At 46.4% G+C, this 17,463-nt stretch carries 17 protein-coding genes and 1 other RNA gene; 7 read left to right on the forward strand and 11 right to left on the reverse strand.

All coding sequences use genetic code 11. The features are described 5' to 3' along the window. Positions 1–36: 36 nt before the first annotated feature. The 5 genes from radC to EIP93_RS04345 form a co-directional block, all read right to left on the reverse strand. Positions 37–510: a RadC family protein gene (gene radC, locus EIP93_RS04330; protein WP_039345638.1), complete on the reverse strand. Its 474-nt coding sequence runs from the start codon at positions 508–510 to the stop codon at positions 37–39. Between the two features lie 127 nt (positions 511–637). Continuing rightward, a complete protein-coding gene (locus tag EIP93_RS04335; protein WP_125232325.1) occupies positions 638–988 on the reverse strand; it encodes a hypothetical protein in 351 nt (116 codons plus the stop codon). A 56-nt stretch (positions 989–1,044) separates the two neighbouring features. Beyond that, positions 1,045–1,878, reverse strand: coding sequence for a hypothetical protein (locus tag EIP93_RS04340; protein WP_125232326.1), 834 nt, complete (start codon positions 1,876–1,878; stop codon positions 1,045–1,047). Between the two features lie 146 nt (positions 1,879–2,024). Continuing rightward, positions 2,025–2,183 (reverse strand): hypothetical protein, encoded by a 159-nt coding sequence (locus EIP93_RS22720; RefSeq protein ID WP_154715508.1) that lies wholly within the window; start codon positions 2,181–2,183, stop codon positions 2,025–2,027. Positions 2,184–2,366: 183 nt separating this feature from the next. Next, the gene (locus EIP93_RS04345; RefSeq protein ID WP_125232327.1) at positions 2,367–3,254 is read right to left on the reverse strand and encodes a GTPase family protein; all 888 of its coding nucleotides are present in this window, start codon (positions 3,252–3,254) and stop codon (positions 2,367–2,369) included. Positions 3,255–3,584: 330 nt separating this feature from the next. Between EIP93_RS04345 and EIP93_RS04350 the strand changes: the two genes are divergently transcribed. The 4 genes from EIP93_RS04350 to EIP93_RS04365 all read left to right on the forward strand — a co-directional run bounded on the left by EIP93_RS04350 (position 3,585) and on the right by EIP93_RS04365 (position 10,543). Beyond that, complete coding sequence (locus tag EIP93_RS04350) at positions 3,585–5,018, forward strand: YfjI family protein (protein ID WP_125232328.1); 1,434 nt, start codon at positions 3,585–3,587, stop codon at positions 5,016–5,018. A gap of 408 nt (positions 5,019–5,426) precedes the next feature. After that, positions 5,427–6,011 (forward strand): inovirus Gp2 family protein, encoded by a 585-nt coding sequence (locus EIP93_RS04355; protein ID WP_125232329.1) that lies wholly within the window; start codon positions 5,427–5,429, stop codon positions 6,009–6,011. A gap of 451 nt (positions 6,012–6,462) precedes the next feature. Next, complete coding sequence (locus EIP93_RS04360; protein WP_125232330.1) at positions 6,463–7,263, forward strand: hypothetical protein; 801 nt, start codon at positions 6,463–6,465, stop codon at positions 7,261–7,263. Further along, positions 7,256–10,543: a DEAD/DEAH box helicase gene (locus tag EIP93_RS04365; protein ID WP_125232331.1), complete on the forward strand. Its 3,288-nt coding sequence runs from the start codon at positions 7,256–7,258 to the stop codon at positions 10,541–10,543. Before EIP93_RS04360 ends, EIP93_RS04365 begins: the two co-directional genes overlap by 8 nt. Positions 10,544–10,660: 117 nt before the next feature. Here EIP93_RS04365 and EIP93_RS04370 read toward each other — a convergent pair whose 3' ends face one another. After that, positions 10,661–10,873 (reverse strand): helix-turn-helix transcriptional regulator, encoded by a 213-nt coding sequence (locus tag EIP93_RS04370; RefSeq protein WP_125232332.1) that lies wholly within the window; start codon positions 10,871–10,873, stop codon positions 10,661–10,663. A gap of 116 nt (positions 10,874–10,989) precedes the next feature. Between EIP93_RS04370 and EIP93_RS22870 the strand changes: the two genes are divergently transcribed. Beyond that, positions 10,990–11,754 carry a hypothetical protein gene (locus EIP93_RS22870; protein ID WP_240354419.1) on the forward strand — a complete coding sequence of 255 codons (765 nt, stop codon included), beginning with the start codon at positions 10,990–10,992 and terminating at the stop codon, positions 11,752–11,754. A 29-nt stretch (positions 11,755–11,783) separates the two neighbouring features. On the opposite strand, the gene EIP93_RS04380 is transcribed toward EIP93_RS22870, so the two are convergent. From EIP93_RS04380 to smpB, 3 genes are all read right to left on the reverse strand, one after another. Then, entirely contained in the window at positions 11,784–13,025 is a 1,242-nt protein-coding gene (locus EIP93_RS04380) for an integrase (RefSeq protein ID WP_125232333.1), read from the reverse strand. 202 nt (positions 13,026–13,227) lie between these two features. Then, positions 13,228–13,590: a transfer-messenger RNA gene (gene ssrA / locus EIP93_RS04385) on the reverse strand. Between the two features lie 50 nt (positions 13,591–13,640). After that, positions 13,641–14,123 (reverse strand): SsrA-binding protein SmpB, encoded by a 483-nt coding sequence (gene smpB / locus EIP93_RS04390; RefSeq protein WP_010282425.1) that lies wholly within the window; start codon positions 14,121–14,123, stop codon positions 13,641–13,643. A 155-nt stretch (positions 14,124–14,278) separates the two neighbouring features. On the opposite strand from smpB, the gene EIP93_RS04395 reads away from it, so the two are divergent. Then, entirely contained in the window at positions 14,279–14,725 is a 447-nt protein-coding gene (locus EIP93_RS04395) for a type II toxin-antitoxin system RatA family toxin (protein WP_010282427.1), read from the forward strand. After that, positions 14,715–14,996: an RnfH family protein gene (locus tag EIP93_RS04400; protein WP_207189301.1), complete on the forward strand. Its 282-nt coding sequence runs from the start codon at positions 14,715–14,717 to the stop codon at positions 14,994–14,996. Before EIP93_RS04395 ends, EIP93_RS04400 begins: the two co-directional genes overlap by 11 nt. A gap of 238 nt (positions 14,997–15,234) precedes the next feature. Here EIP93_RS04400 and bamE read toward each other — a convergent pair whose 3' ends face one another. Together bamE and recN are read right to left on the reverse strand one after the other, a co-directional pair. Next, on the reverse strand, positions 15,235–15,570 hold the full coding sequence (gene bamE / locus EIP93_RS04405) for an outer membrane protein assembly factor BamE (protein ID WP_011092444.1): 336 nt from the start codon (positions 15,568–15,570) through the stop codon (positions 15,235–15,237). Positions 15,571–15,722: 152 nt separating this feature from the next. Next, the gene (gene recN / locus EIP93_RS04410; protein WP_103943487.1) at positions 15,723–17,384 is read right to left on the reverse strand and encodes a DNA repair protein RecN; all 1,662 of its coding nucleotides are present in this window, start codon (positions 17,382–17,384) and stop codon (positions 15,723–15,725) included. Between the last annotated feature and the right edge of the window lie 79 nt (positions 17,385–17,463).

Here is a 17,463-nt window from a genome sequence, read left to right on the forward strand (position 1 = left end):
TGTTTCCTTATAAAAGCGCGGTAGTAAATACAGTCATTAAAGCCAGCCGCGTTCAGCGAACGACACCACTTCAGCGCCGCCGACAACCAGATGATCGAGGACTCTGACGTCGAGTTGTGACAGTGATTCCTTCAGCTTGTCGGTGATATGACGGTCAGCCTGACTGGGCTCGGCACAGCCGGAAGGATGATTGTGTGCCAATATCACGGCAGCGGCGTTATGACGCAGTGAGGCTTTGAGGATTTCACGCAGATGCACTTCGGTACTGCTGATACCGCCCAGCGCGATAACTTCCTTTTCTATCAGACGATGCTGGTTATTCAGATACAGCACCATAAAGACTTCACGCTCCAGGCCGCTGAGCTCTAGCAGTAACCAACTTTTGGTGTCCTCCGAGGTTTTGAACTGCCGCACATTTTTACGCACCCGTTTTTCCAGCAGGCACAGCGCCATTTTGATGATGCGCTGCTCTCTGGACGCAACGCTGCCTGCCAATGAATTACATGACATAGTGATTCCTTATCTAAACGATGGATGATGAAAAAGCAGGGTGAAATGGATGATAAGAGCACATAAATCCAATGCCTCGCGCAGACGCACGAGGTATTGGTTATGGAATAGCGAATAAGGTCAGCGATTACTCCATCCTGAATTCCCATCTGCCCTGATCGGTATCAACAATGATTTCAAGGACATTACATTCGGCTCCCCAGTTTTTTGACTTGAATGTCGTTTCAAAAGTGCTGCCGAAACGGAGTCGAACGGGCTTCCAGGACGCTTCGGAAAGATGCTTACAATTTCCCCGATTAACCGTAATGTCTTTGACGACGACAGCATCTGTTAACGCCGTCACGGATATCCTTGGATAATAGGGACCGGCGTACCAGTTTCCTGATGCAATATAGCTTTTCACTCTGACTGGCGCGTTTTCTGCAAAAACGCTTAACGAGCACAATCCCAGACACAGCGCGATGAGTGCTTTCTTCATGATATTTTCCTTTATTCGACAGGCCGATGCCGGTCAATGATCAGAGGGGATAACACTCAACGATGGTTGAATGTCAGCGAGTCCTTTTTTCCGTTGTAGTGGGTAAGGTTAAGCGTGGTTTTGTCGGCATCATGGGCGCTGTCAATCTTCACGATTTCACTGCAATCCTTGATGCTAATCGTCTTGATTTCAGGAGCGGGGTTGGTTTTATTGACGGCATACCAGCTTCCTGCCGGGCAGGCCATCCCGGCACTTTGTTCCAGAAAGGCGTAATACGGCGTGTCGGTCAAACGGGTATAAAGGCTGGCGGTCTCCGCGCCCTGAACCAGCACATCCTTACCAGTGTCCCCACAATTCCGACAGAAAAGCTGGTCCTGCGTGTTTTTCAGGATTTGGGCCTGATACGCCAGAGCCTGGTTATTCATCTGGAAACGGTTCTTCTCTCCATTCTTCCAGGTGACAGTGAGCAGTGTGTTATTTTTATTTTCCGTAACCGACACGGTGGCGACAGCCGATAAATCAGAGCGGTCATCGTCAAACTCAATAAAGTGAACGGTGGGAGAGGCTGCATATTTATCGATGTAATAAAAATCAGGTGTCCTGTTAGCCGTATAAGCAGGAATGGCATCATTCAGCAGAATGGTATAGCGCGTCATGTCCCATAACTTGCTGTACTGATCCGTTTTACTTTTATAGCCCTGTGGATAGTCAGAAATAAAGAAGCTGTCTTTCCTGTCGGGTCCACAGAGATGGCAAACCATATGCCCTTCGCTGTCGGTGATAATTTGCGGTTCATTGTCAGCAGGCTTTGCCTGTACAGACAGAATGGGAAGAACAATCAGCGAGGCAAGCAGCATCCCGCTGCATGGCAGTGCAGGTTGTGTTTTCATTGTGGTTTTCCTTCGGAAGGGCTCTCAGTTAAAACCCGGCCCATCCGCCAACGGTATTGATGATAAAAAGCAGACAGGCCATAAAAATCACCAGCGTGATATACCAGCGCATAAAGCGGCCAAACAGCTTCAACAGCGTTCGCATATTATTTTTCTCTGCAAATCAGGTAATACAGCAATCCGGCCAGTAACGGGTCGATGACCATACCCAAAATAAACCAGCCCCAGAATGAGCGACCGTTACTGGATGCCACGCATCCCAGTACGATTGCCAGTCCAACCCAAAGCAGTAACAACGGCATCATTGCCCTCCAAACGCATACGCGTTACATGAACATGTTATTGATTCATAAAAGTAAAAAATTCTCAGAGTGGAATGTCGATTTTATAGCGGGGAGAAATGGCGGTATAACAAATCAATTCGATCGGTTCGATCGACAAAATCGATCGGTGACGATAAAGAAACCTGATGGGAAGAAGCAAAAACATTAGTCGAAGAAGAAAGACCACACGGCATTTGCCGCTCTGGCAACCGAATGGGTGACGCCATGCAGCACCTGTTTTGCCACCTGAGGCAACGGCGCGTGGTCAATGACCCAATCCACCGCACTGACTACCGTGTCGGAAAACCCAGCCCGGGCCTGCTGTACTGCGCTTTCGGTTTGGTGTTCGGCACGTAAATGCGGAATGACCGGACTGCGGGCCTGCTTTGGGAGAAGGGTTATCATCTCCTCCACTATCTTTCCCAGTTGGTAACGGCCTTTGACGGAAAGCGGCAAAATGTTCTCTGCCACGATACCGAGTTGTTGCCCGATAACCGCCTGCTTTTGCGCCATATGCTCCCGTTGCCTGGATGACGGCTGCGCAGAGGCCCAATGCCATTCCTCGCTCGGTTCAATCTTGTCGACCTGATTGAGCAGCCAGAGTATTGGCGTGTGCTCACCGTTCACGGAGCCGAACACATCACGGTAAAACTGCTCCTCGGCAGAATAGGCGCGATCATCTGCCTTCAATACCCACAGCACCATATCCAGCTCTGGCAACAGGGAGTGGTACAGCACGCGATATTCCTCATCCCGTTGCTGACTTTCACCCACACCGGGTAAATCAACCAGCGTGAGATAATGACGACCAAAACGCAGACGAATACGCTGTGGTTCACGGGTACAGGCTGCGACAGCATTCACCGCACAGACCTCGCTGCGAAACAGCGCATTGCATAGGCTGGATTTCCCTACACCGGTTTTGCCCATAATGCCAATCACCGGTTCATAGGTGACCAACCGGGTCAACTCCTGCATAAGGGCATGACGTAACGAACGGGGATAACTCCGCAGATGGCGGCGTATCAGCGCATAGCCTGATGATTTTTTCATATCGTCCTCAGAATGAAAAAGGCCATCCGGGATGGATGGCCTGATGAATTGAAATGGGGGTAACTCAATGAGGTGATATATAACTGAGATTTTTTTATTATTAACTCCTCTTGGTTTTTGAGTTTATTTTCCATGAGGAATATAAAATAAAAGATAATTTCTATTCCGGTGAAATCCAAGTACGTATGAAATACGCCAATAACATATGAACTTAACTAATTTAATTCGATGCTATCTTATTTACTTGGGGAGGTTTTTTTAATATTGACTTGCGGTCAAGATTGCGATTTATTGACGACACTTGAAACAACGTGCTCAACAGGTATTGTCATGAAAAAATTCCCATTTAATGCTTTTCCAACGCTATTACGTGAAACTATTTTTGATATTGAGGATTGTACACAGGCACCGATTCCGTTAATTGCATCATCAGTAATTAGCGCACTGTCATTATCTTGCCAGAGTCATCTTGATATCCGGGTTAATGACACTGTGATATCTCCGGTGTCACTGTTTTCATTAGTGATCGCGAATTCCGGGGAACGAAAGACAACGGTGGATAAAATGGTACTCAAACCTTTCTATCAACATGACGCCAGTTTATTACGTCAGTCCGAAGCGCAGGAAAAAGACTATGAGCATGACTTTAAAGTCTGGCGTGAAGCAGAGAAAGCAATTTTAAGTCTTATCCGTAAGAAAATGACAAAAGGACTATGCACAAATGAGGTCTCACTGCGTTTACGGGAGTTACAGGTTGAAAAGCCCATACGACCTAAGATCAGCAAATATATTTATAATAATGTCACTCCTGAAGCCCTGCAACTTGCAATGTACAGCCATTCTCCACACACAGGACTTATGGCTGATGAAGGCGCGAATATTCTTGACCGACAAATCATGAATGATTTGAGTTTTATCAATTCAATGTGGGATGGTGCAGACTTTCGTGTAGAACGTAAAACAGCGCAAAGCTTTACGATAGAGAATGGGCGTATCACGTTGTCAGTCATGGTACAAAAGAAACCATTCGACCTGTATTTAAGGCGTCAGGGTGAAAAAGCACGCGGAAGTGGTTTTTTTGCGCGTTGTTTAGTCTTGTTTATTGATGAGAATTTGACGACTCAAGGCGAGCGTTTTATTCGCCCTCATTCAGGCAACCTTGAGTATCTCAATCGCTTTTATAAACGCATAAATGAACTGTTAGCGAAAAGGGATTTACATTACGAGGGTGGGCATCAGACATGTTTATCATTCGAGCCTTCAGCTCAATATGCATGGGAAGAAATTCACGATGAAATAGAGAGTCATATTGGCCCTGATGAAGAGTATGCAAACATGAATGATTTTGCATCCAAACTGGCGAATAATGTTGCACGTCTGGCTGCCTTGTTTAGTTACTTTACAGAAGATGCCTGTGCAATAAAAAAAGAATATGTTGAAAGTGCCTGGCTGTTGTGTGAATGGTACATGCAACAGGCGATAAATCTCTTTGGAAATGAAGATGGTTATTATGAAGCGTTGTTATTGTCGTGGTTGAAGCGTGAATATTCACGCTCAGGGCGGAACTATGTCAAGTATAATGACATACGTCGTTTTGGTCCTAATGTGTTACGCAAGGGAAAGTTACTGAACAGAGTGGTTGATAGCCTTGAAAAGGAAGAGGCAATAGAAATTGACTATTCTCGTAACGGTGCAAGAGTTGTGTGTAAGTACCATCGTTTTCATAATAATTCTTTTACAAAACACCCGGTTTTTGCGTACTGATTCGTTGCTACCGTTGCGATTATCGCAGGATTGAACCGATGGTCATAAAAAAACGCAAAACTAATATCAGAGTGAAAATATTTTAATTGTTCTTATTAATATAAGATTTAGTCAGGTGGCGACATTAAAACCTATATATTTATTGGGGGAGGGACTGTCGGTATAGTTATATATGTTCATTATTAATACTTCCGTGAATTATATAAATGTAATCATTTAATTGTACTCCAATGTTTTTTTATGTTAGTGAGATAATGACATTATACGGTTAAGTATTATCATCTGGTAATGTTCATGGTGAGTAAGTTTATGTGATATTACCATGAGATTTTTATTTTAATCGTATGGTTAACCATCCTTTCTTATCTCAATGGATTTTGTTGAGTGGGTTGTTTCTTAGGTGTTGGAATGAAAACGTATTCCTGTAATGCTTATTACCAGAAGGTATTTTACGATGTTATTTTTAATGCAACAGAAGAGTTTCCACGCACTGTAGCTCTACGTGTTGATTTACGCTTTCCTAGAAATTATAGATATGGATTGTCGAATAAAGAGATTACCCGTTTTATCGAATCGTTGAAGGCCAAACTGAAAGTCGATTGCCAGAATAAAAGCCGCCGCTGGAGACGTAACTGGGGTAATCGGTTACGGTACGTATGGGTACGTGAAATCGGTGAGCGTAATCGTCGTAAGCATTACCATGTTCTGCTGCTACTGAATAAGGACTTCTACCACAGTGCTGGGAATTTTAATGCAGATGACAGCTTGTCGGCATTAATCCAGCAAGCATGGTGTAGTGCATTAAGCCTGAATCCGGAGCGGTATACCGCACTGGTGAATATGACAGCAAAAGGATGTTATTATTTGAACGGAAATTCGCCTGATTACAGAGAGCAGGTTACGGGATTGATGAGGCGTATGGATTATTTGGCGAAAGACAATACCAAATGTTATGACGACGGGTATCGGTCAATCGGGTCGAGTCGCGGATAGGGGATAGGGGATAGGGGATAGGATAGTCGCACTTTCGCTTTAGCTAGCGATCTTGCGCTGTCTCTCCTGGCGGCTTTTGTATCTTAATTTAATCCACATCTTACGTGCTGGGTATCGGCCACATTCATTACTGAATTATCTTGCTCTATATGAATTTGCAACAGGATGGTGAAACAGGACGCTGAACAAACCGACATTACTAACTAAATGTTGCGTCTAATCTGAGGGCAAGTCATTGAAGGCAACATCAAGCTTTGAACGTGAGCTAAGTCATTTACGTTTTTCTTTAGCGAAAATACACTATATTCGTATTTATCTGATTTTGATTTGTTGTAGGTGATGACTTATTTGGTGTGCACCACGTTATCCGTAGCCATTAAACTGTAAAATACTTGTATAACAGCCTGATAACAGGCTCACATCGGCTCGACTAAACGATAGGTGGGTAACGATGCCGCTAACACTAACTAAAATAGTACATGGCCCTCTTTGCCATGGCTCAAGATGGACCATTGCTGATGAAAATGATCTTGCCTGTAAGATTGCCTACCTCGCTCTGGGTCAATCACGTCATATATCCATAATCCTTGCTGGAATTGATAAAAAACCACCATCTACCCGTCCTGATACTGCTAAGGGAGCAATCAATCTTCTCACCGTACCGACCGGAAAAGATCCTTATCATCGAGACGGCTGGGTTTTTCAGGCGATATCTTGGATTGCAGCACACAGAGCAAATAAAGGAAATATTGTTCGTGCGCCACATGCCATCCTAGCTCATAAGGGATTTGATGGTATTCAGCTTCAATTAGATGCAGCCAATGAGAATGTCATCGCTGTTGTCATATTCGAGGACAAGGCCACAATAAATCCCCGCTCAACAATTACTAGTGACGTTTGGAAGGGGATACGTTCATTAGAGTGTGGTGAACGAATGCCGGAATTGATTCAAGAGACTGGAGCACTTTTGGAAGCTCATCAGATGAGTTTTTCGAAGATGGATATTGATGCAGCGGTCGAAAAAATTATTTGGGAAGAGGCTAGGCATTATCGTGTCGCAGTAACGATTGATACTAAAGATGACGATGATAATAGCCGTAAAGCGCTGTTTAAGGGTTTTGATGACGTAGCTCCTGGAAAGCATGAACGTCGCCAAGGCGAGACTATGTGTATACAAGATCTACGTAATTGGATGGAGCAATTTGCGGCAAAAGCAATAAAACATATTGAGGCCTGGAGAGACAATGTTTGACCCTGTAACGATAGATCTAATTAGCTCCGCCCCTCAGCTTGAATCTCTCGGATTAGAGGAGCTACCTCAGCGTTTCACTAATGCTTACGCAGAGATCGTTGCTGCACGTGTCAGGTATCATGGTGCCATCGATACAGAAGAGAAAAACGAAAAGTTGGAAGAATTGCTGGAAGAGATGCGACGTTTGGCGGCTACGCAGGAGCTATTAGTTACATCTATGCCAGAGAGAGCTGATCGAGCTGCTGCTGCATTTGTTGCAGGAACTGCGCATCAACTTTGCATGATGGCTGAGGTAATTAAAGGAGGAGAGCGCGAACCATATATCGATACAATTCGTGTCGCGCCGGAAATTTGTAGCACTCTGCTCTTTTTGATTGCTGACTTTCAAAGTGATGCAGCGGAAATGGCTAAGCGTTTAAATCTACAAAATGATTACAACTCATCCGAAGCAATTCTGATAAAAGATATTGGAGCCCTTGCCACTGGCCGACTTGGTGACATTCTTGATAAAAAGCCTCAGGAAAGTTATTTGGGTACTGAAGTTACTGGACCTGAAGTTGCTGTTGACGCATTACTAAGGCATCTTCATACAGGTTTAGTACAGCTTGCTCAAGAATTACTATCAGAGCCAAATGAAGCCGCTAACATTTCTCGCTCCCATATGATATTTAAAGAAGTCATAACGTTATGTATTTCTCGTATTGATGGGATTTTTGATGATGAAGGGCCTGTTGCTGTTAATGTCTTTCCTGGTCCACTTCATTTAGCAAAATTACTACTAGCGGTTTCTATAAATTTGGCCGATACATCATTATGCCGAATTCAGGCACCTCCCAGTATTAATGTAAAGCAATGGTGGCGTATCGTGCGTCAGGCTGCCAACAAGCGCCCCTACCTTTGGCGTAATCACCGTGCTGCGCTTGATAAGGGCTATCTTAATAAAGGCGTTTCTGCTGCGATCAGCTTTCCGACAGGCGGTGGAAAATCAACACTTGCAGAGCTGAAAATAGCTGTTTCATTACTGAGCGGCAGTAAGGCTATTGTGCTTGCACCTACTTTGGCTCTAGTAGATCAGACTGCTTTTACGCTTAAAAATGCGTTCAAAGACTTTAGTGTTTATGGCGATCTTGACGAAGATATTGTGTTTTCAGCAGTTGTTGAACTGCCTGAAATAATCGTGACTACTCCCGAAAGATGCCTAATGCTGCAATCTCTACAGCCGGAAGCATTCAATGATGTCGGTTTGATCATGTTCGACGAATGCCATCTTTTGCACCCAAGGGATGCAGACCGGAGCCGTCGCAGCATCGATGCAATGTTATGTATTTTAAACCTCACTCAACTGGCACCTGAAGCCGATTTATTGATGATTTCAGCGATGATGCAAAACGCTGAAGAAATTGCTGGTTGGGTTTCCGAACTTACTGGCCGTCCTTGTCTGGCGTTGGACTTAGCATGGAAACCTACCCGACAAGCCCGTGGTTGCGTAGTTTACAGCTCAGATCGGATCTCCAAGTTAGAAGAAATTCTTCTCAACGAGCAGGCTAAAGCAACAACTAAAAGCGTCCCAGTAAAGGTTAAATCACAACTTAATGCTCAGCCATTTGCTTTCTTCTGCCTCAGACAGACTTGGGCGACTAATGAGAGTAAAGATTATGCGCTGATGGCATTACTGAACAAGTCGGTCGGTTTTTCCACAGGAAAAAATCAGTGGACAGGTGAATGGTATCTAACTCCAAACGGGAATAAAGTCGCCGGAGAGATTGCAGCTGCAGCTGCACAAGATGGCCTTAAAACCCTTATATTTGTACAAAGCACTGTAGTTGCGGAATCTACGGTCAGATACTTCCGTGATCTGTTGCCGAAGCATCGAGTTACTCTGACAAAAGAAGAGCAAGTATTGCGAAAAATAGTTGAAGAAGAACTTGGTGGCCCTCAGCATTGTTATCTAAAAATTGACGCTGAACGTAGAGTTGAGGGGGGGGCTGCCAGTCATCATGCCCAATTGCTCAAACATGAACGTCTGCTGCATGAGTCGCTGTTTAAACGGCATGATGGACTAAGCGCAATGTTTGCGACATCAACTCTTGCTCAAGGAATGAATCTTCCAAGTGATATTGTCTTGATTGCTGGGGATAGCCGTTGGGATGTTGAAGGTGACAGAATGAAGCAGTTGGATGCTCATGAGCTACTTAATGCTGCTGGTAGGGCTGGGCGAGCTGGTGAAGGTGGTCAAGGATTTGTTTTAGTCATACCTAGTAAAATAATCAATATTGACGAATACAAAAGTAGCATAACTAGCCATTGGATGACTTTACAAGGAATATTTTCTCAATCAGACCAGTGCCTTAGGATAGACGATCCACTCACAGGCCTGCTTGACCGCATCCATTCAGGAGAGCTTGAGGATAATGAGGCATATTTCCTCGCTCGATTACCAAAGGGGGATGACGATATTTCTGATGATTTAGCTAAGTCGATGATCAATAGATCGTTCGCTGCTTACCGCATGCGTCAAGAGAACAATAATGATTGGATCGAGACCCGGATATCTTCAGCTATGCTTGAGCGTTCTAGACTTTCTCCGAAGCAAGAGCTGACTTGGTTAGAGAGGGTTGCGGCATCTTGCGGACTGCCTTATGAAATTATTGAGAGTATGGCTCAGTTGGTAAACAGTGGGGCATTTCTTGGGAACACTGGCGATTGTCTCCAAAATCTATTTCAATGGCTTGAAAAACATCCTGGTTGGTTGTTCCAGTTAATTAGACCAAATGATATTGCAGGCCTATTTGGAACAAAATATCGCTCTTTAAGCGATGAAAAAAAAACGAACTTAGCTATCCCATTGTTGAAAAAACTTTTAGTCGCGTGGATGGATGGTAAACCTCTCAGCGATCTTGAACGCGCGATTGGAACAGCTGAGAAGAATATCAAAACATGTGAAACAGCGCGACATTTTGCGGTTCGTTTAACTGCAGATCTTGCGTTTGTCGCCGGTCTCCCAGTCCGTATATATGCCGCCCAAGCTATCGCCAGTGATAATGGACCCATTGTTCCCGTTAGTATACTGACTTTAAGTGGGGCGGTAAGGAAAGGGTGTTCTAGCCCAGAACTTCTTGCAAATGCAATCTATCTCAATGGTTCTTCACGTCCTGCCGCTCGTGCAGAATTTACAAATATTGTGCCATATCTGCAGCCAGGATTAGCTTCTGAAAGTTTTGATGATGTTCGTGAGAGGGTACGTCAAGCACATATATCAGCATTACTAGATGAGTTCTAATTTTCGCTCGGATGTTTGCTTTTGCCTACACAAAAAAGTTCTGTGTCAAAATTCGTGGGTAGATATATCGTGATTTGACCGGAGGTTAAACCTCCGGTTGCTTTAAGTAAAGCTATTTCACAGAGATGAAATTGCACGCTGCAAAATCCACTGGTCTATCTCAGATTCTAACCATCCGACAGATTGGTTGCCAAGGCGGCACTGCTTAGGAAAGGTCTCGTCGTAGCGTGGCGACTTAGGGTTGATCCAATCGTAGATCGTTGAGCGGGCAATGCCTAGTTTCTTGACAAGTGCAGGCATACGTAGAATTTTCACAGTAGATGATGACATAGTTTAGCTTCCTCTAATCTGGTTTGCTTTGGATGAGAGGAAGGTTACCGGGTGGCGCAAACACAAAACATACGGCTGCGTTACCTCATTTTTTACACGGGTTAATGTATTGATTTATGAAAAATTCTGATTCCGATTTTCTTATCAGCGAACTACATAATTTATTCAAATCAAGAAAGCAGGTTTTACGTTTCCATCTAGGTTGTACTCATTGGAAGTGTGATATTTCAGTACTGAACGAAAAGTGGGAGGATAAAGTTGAGTTTATGAGGGAGATTTCACGGAGGTATACAGGTAAAAGTGTCCCATCTATTGTCACTTTTGATTATTTGAAATCGTATGAGCTTGAAGAACCACCAAGCATGAAGGTAGGGATTCAGGCACATTTTCTCCATTATATTTCTTTGTCTTCACTCAATTGGGTGTGGGGGCTAAATTATCTGTCAATTAATCATTCTGACGGGATAAGGGCATTGCTGAATGCTATACATTTGTTGGATAGATGCATGGGTATTCTTGAGTATGATATGTGGCAATGTACAGAAGTTGAGAAAAAGGCAAATGCGTCTAATGGTGGTAAGGCAAAAGCTTCTCGTTATGCTCAACTAAAAGCAGAGGTCATTCGGTTGCTGTATATGAAAGTGCCGGAAGGTGGTTGGAGAAAAAAATCTATTGCTTTTGAAGCGATATATAATGATCTTATTTTTTTCGTTGAAAAAAATAATTTACCATTTTTTTCAGATAAACAAAATAAGGGCAAGGATGCAGCAGAATTGTATGCTCAGATTCCTCGCCTGATTGAAGACTGGTCCAGAGATGATGCGATAATTAAGGCCACCATTGATACCGTTGTGGCAAAGCCAAAAAAAAGCGCCTCGTAAGGCGCTTAGTAACTTATATAATGACGTGATTAGCCAGTAAGCCGTAATCCCTTTAGTCCACCTCCGATGATACTTCCCGAATTCGCTTCCGTAACAAAATTTGCCCACCATTGCATCATTGGGCGACGTTGTTCAAGATAATCACTTCGGTTATAGGCACGGCGAACCTCATTCTTATCTACATGGGCCAGTGCTGCCTCTATGACATCAGGCGGAAAGCCTTGCTCATTAAGGGCCGTACTGGCAATAGATCGCAGTCCGTGTGAAACGAGCACTCCACCAAAACCTGCGCGTTTTAGCGATGCGTTAACGGTCTGACTGTTCATTGGCTGGTTTGGCTTGATACGACTAGGAAAGATAAACTCTCGATTACCACTTAGGGATTTCATTATCTCCAAAGTTGCGATTGCTTCATCTGACAATGGGACAGTATGGTCACGGTTCATTTTCATCCGTGATGCGGGAATTTTCCATTCTCGGGCTTCCAGATCTACTTCATCCCAGCGAGCCTCAGCCGCTTCGGCAGGGCGGGAAATGGTAAGAAGTTGCCACATGAACAGACAGCGCGTAGAGAGGCTAATGCTGGCTGTTCGCATTGTTTGCATCAACTGGGGTAACTGATCTGGGCGAATGCTGGGCATGTTCTTTTTCTGAGGCTTCTCGAAGGCTTTGCCAATATTAACGCTGGGGACCGCATCAATCAGGCCTGTATTCTGTGCATAAATCATTACCTCGTTAATACGCTGGCAAAGGCGGCGGACAGTCTCTAATGCGCCTCTGGCCTGAACCGGTTGAATTGCCTGAACCAGAGTGTGAGCTTTAATATCAGTAACACTGATATCGCCGATTGTTGGAAAAACATCTCTCTCAAGAGAGCGCCAGATATCCCCAGCATAGTCCTCTGTAACGCTGGCTTTCTTCACATTCCACCAACGCTCGGCAACTAACAAAAAAGTATTGGTTTTGGACTCATGGGAGTTTCTCACCTGTTCTTTCTGATGTTCCTGAGGATCGATTTCTTTTGCCAGTAAGGCTCGAGATTCAGCCCTGAGTTTACGCGCATCGGAAAGCGAGACTGCAGGGTAGGCACCGAAACTTTGTTTAGTGCGCTGCTTTGTTAGAGGTCGATAATAACGGAACTGCCAGAGCTTACTACCACTGGACTTGATTAATAGTGTCAGCCCGTCACCATCATATAGTTGATAATCTGCATCTTTAGGTTTGGCAGCTTTGATTTCCGTATCGGTTAACGGTTTGGTTTGTCTTGCCATGGGTAATCTCCATGCATTTAGGCCCAACGAAGACAATAGAGATTTTCGTTGGGCCTATCAATGGGCCTAAAAGGTTCGGATTTAATTAGTTGGCATCAGACTTCGCGGGACAAATTGAAGGCACAAAAAAGCCCGCAGGGCTTGTGCCATGCGGGCTTTTCGTACTTCATCGGACTTATCTGGTAATACCCGATGCCTAAATTGGTGGAGCTGGGGGGATTTGAACCCCCGTCCGGAACCACTCTACCGTCGGTACTACATGCTTAGTCTATCTTTACATTCGCTTGCCAGCTGCGAATAGACACGCCACTAACAAACTAGCCTGATTAGATTTAGTGCTTCAACCCCAGGCAAGGCATCCACACGATCTCTTTTGGGTTTGACCTCTCTTGATCCCCGTCCTAAGAGCGGAGGCTAGGGAGAGAGGGCTATAAGCAGGTTATTAAGCTGCTAAAGCGTAGTTTTCGTCGTTTGCGACTATTTTTTTGCGGCTTTTTACGAGGCAAACCGCCCCTCGGCATGCACCTTGGGCTTTGCAAATCCCGTCGAATCCAGAATCAGCCCCCAAGAAACTGTCGCCAGTATACCAGAACTTACCGTTGTTAAGCCAGTGGCTTAGCGATTGGCGTTCTTCATGATACGGGCTTTGTCTAACTTCCATTCACGTTCTTTGATGTCATCACGTTTGTCGTGATCTTTTTTACCTTTCGCCACGCCAATTTTGACTTTGCTCCAGGCGTTTTTCCAATACATGGACAGCGCAACGACCGTATAGCCATCGCGACTAACGCGGCCAAACAGCGAATCCAGCTCGCGTTTGTTGAGCAGGAGTTTGCGCGTGCGTATGGGATCGCACACAACGTGTGATGAAGCCACGTTCAGCGGCGTGATTGTTGCGCCAAACAGGTAAGCCTCACCGTTCATGAAGGTGACATAGCTGTCGCTGAGGTTTGCTTTGCCTGCGCGCAGTGATTTGACTTCCCATCCTTGCAGCGCAAGGCCAGCCTCAAATTCTTCCTCAATGAAGTATTCGTGACGGGCGCGCTTGTTCTGCGCAATGGTGGCGGAACCGGGTTTGTATGCTTTTTTCTTTGTCATAGTGCCGTCATTATACTGGATGTCATTGGGAATGAAATCCCCGCCGTGCGTCCGTGTCGTGGTTAATGATATCGTGCGATAAGCTTCGCAGAATTTTTGTCTGTCGGGCTATCAATGCTATTATTTTGCGCGTTTTATGAATCACGGAAAATAGTATGCCAAAGATAAGTCGTTCCGCACTGGTGCCGTTCAGCGCTGAACAGATGTACAAGCTGGTGAATGATGTCGCTTCCTACTCCGCGTTTTTACCGGGCTGTACGGGGAGCCGCGTGCTCTCCTCCTCAGAAGGGGAGATGACCGCCGCCGTCGACGTTTCCAAAGCCGGTATCAGCAAGACTTTTACCACCCGTAATACGCTGACGCACAACCAGAATATCAATATGCAGTTGGTTGATGGCCCGTTCCGTCAGTTGGGTGGCGACTGGCATTTTACGCCGCTGAGCGCTGATGCTTGTAAAGTCGAGCTGCATCTGGAATTTGAATTCACCAATGCCTTGATTGAACTCGCTTTTGGCAAAGTATTCAAGGAGCTGGCCGGAAATATGGTGCAGGCTTTCACGCAGCGAGCAAAAGAGGTCTACAGTGTCCGCAATGCAGGTTGATGTGGTCTACGCGTTGCCGGAACGTCAGTATCTACGCACGGTGAAGCTGGAAGAGGGCAGTACGGTGGAGCAGGCGATTGTGGCATCGGGTCTGCTGGAACTACGCCATGATATCGATTTACAGGTGAATAAAGTCGGTATCTACAGTCGTGCAGCGAAGCTGGCCGATGTTGTACAGGATGGTGACCGCGTGGAAATTTATCGCCCGCTGATTGCCGATCCGAAAGAGTTGCGCCGTCAGCGCGCAGAGCGTTCTAAGAGCAAATCCTGAATAATGCTGCTAAACGGCACATGACGTTTTCCTTAACGTCCTTACCTTAATGCCCTTACAAAAAAACACAGGCAAACCTGAAGTGTTCAGATTTGCCTGCTGTTATACCCGCTAGACATCAAGCCGCGTGTGCGTTGGCTTCCTTCAAGTACTCTGCCCGTCGTGGGCCTCGTCTTAAAGCGCCGCCTTTGGCTGATAGGAGAATCCACCCTGATTCAGCCGAGCGGCGTTGAAAGCATTAATCCAGCGCAGGCTTGTTGTTGATGTTGGTTAACACGCCACTGCCGCTGAAGGTCAGCGTCAGCGTCTGCTGTTTTACCGACTCATGACCAGGCTGCTGGCGGAAGACGTAAAACCAGGTATCGCTGCCAAACGGATCCTGCATCATAGGAGTACCCAGCGTATAAGCGACCTGTTGTTTGGTCATGCCGGTGTGAATTTTCGCAACGTCAGCCGGTGCCAGATAGTTTCCCTGATTGATGTCCGGCCGATAGACCACCTTTTCCAGTGTGGAACAACCGGCAGTCAGCATAACAACCACCGCGGCGACGACAGTCAGCGTTTTACAGCGCATAGTGATTACATTCCTTAAGGGCATAGGTTGCCGATGATAATAGACCTTGCAGGACTTGGAAACCTGCAAGGCGATTGTATGACCTCAGGAAGGTAAAAAAGTTGAGCTTTTTTACCTGTGATGCACCTTTCTTGCCCTGTTGGCGGTAGATTTTAGGCCGCCAGCAATTCTTTGGCATTCGCCAGCGTGTTTTTGGTTACGGCGCTGCCGCCAAGGAGGCGAGCCAGTTCTTGTAGCCGAGCACGCTTATCCAACGGCTGCATCAGGGTTTCTGTTTCTGCACCGTCCGTTTGTTTGCTCACGAAGAAATGCTGATGACCGCAGCCCGCGACCTGCGGCAGGTGCGTCACGCACATCACCTGCGTAGATTCGCCGAGCTGGCGCAGCATTCTGCCGACGATGGCGGCGGTTGGCCCGCTAATCCCCACATCGACCTCATCGAAGATCATCGCTGGCGTGTCCATTTTCTGTGCGGTGATTACCTGAATAATCAGTGCGATACGCGATAGCTCACCGCCCGAAGCCACTTTCGCCAGCGTCTGATGCGGCTGACCGGGGTTCGTAGTCACGCGAAATTCGATACTGTCGGCACCGGTGGCCGTCAGGTTGTCTGGCGTAAATTTCACATCAATGGTGAAGTGGCCGTGTGGCATTGCTAGCTCACGCATATTGGTGGTGATGAGCTGTGACAGTTCGCTGGCATGGTGCTGACGGCGCACGTGCAGCTGTTCTGCAAGGTGCAACGCCTGCTGATGATATTCGCCGACGGAAGCACTGAGTGCGTCATGATCGCTTTCCTGCTGTTCCAGCTGTTGCTGTTCTTCCAATAGCTGCTGATGGAACGCTGGGAGCGACTCTGGAGCAACATGGTGCTTGCGTGCCATCGCGAGCTGGCGTGACAGGCGTTGTTCCAGTTCATATAGACGAATCGGGTCGAGATCCATTTGTTCGCTGTAGTGGCGCAGTTCATCGCTGGCTTCGCTAAGTTGAATGCCTGCTTCTTCGAGCATGGACAGCACGCCCGACAGTTTGTCATCCATGCTGATGAGTTCGCCAAGCTGATGTTTTACGCTGTGCAGCATACTGATGATGTTCTGCTCTTCGTCTTCGCTCAGCAGTTGCATGGCCTGTTGGCTCATCGTCAGTAGCTGACCGCTATTCGCCAGACGTTTATATTCAACGTCAATCTGTTCGTATTCGCCGGGTTGTGGGGAGAATTCATTCAGCTCTTTTAATTGGTATTGCAGCAGTTCCCGGCGGGCTTCGCGCTCAATAGCTGCCTGTTGCAACTGCGCCAGCGCGCGGCAACTTTGGTGCCACTGATGCCAAACCTGCTGCATAGCAACCAGCAGTTTCGGCTCATCGGCATAGGCATCCAGCAGGTGTTTTTGATGATCGGGGCGCAGCAGTAGCTGATGGGCATGCTGGCCATGTACCTGAATCAGATGCTGGCCGAGTTCACGCAGTTGAGACAGCGGCACGGCGGTGCCGTTAATAAAGCCGCGTGAACGGCCATCAGCACTAATGACGCGGCGTAGCAGGCACTCGTTGCTGTCATCCAACTGGTTTTCTTCCAGCCACTGACGGGCCGTCGGCGTATCCGCCAGCGCAAAGCGGGCGCAAATGTCGGCGCGGGCAGCGCCCGGCCTGACCATGCTGGCGTCAGAACGATTTCCCAGACATAAACCGAGGGCATCAATCGCAATCGATTTCCCCGCACCGGTTTCCCCGGTGATAACGCTCATCCCTGACTGAAAATCGATTTCTAATTCGCGCACGATAGCGAAGTTACTGATAGTGAGTTGCGCCAGCATGATAAACCTCTGTATGTAATCACCTGTGATTACATACAGTATAGACTGGTTTTATATACAGTAAAGTAGCTGGATAGAA

The sequence above is a fragment of the Pectobacterium versatile genome (genome assembly GCF_003932035.1).
Lineage (GTDB): Bacteria > Pseudomonadota > Gammaproteobacteria > Enterobacterales > Enterobacteriaceae > Pectobacterium > Pectobacterium versatile.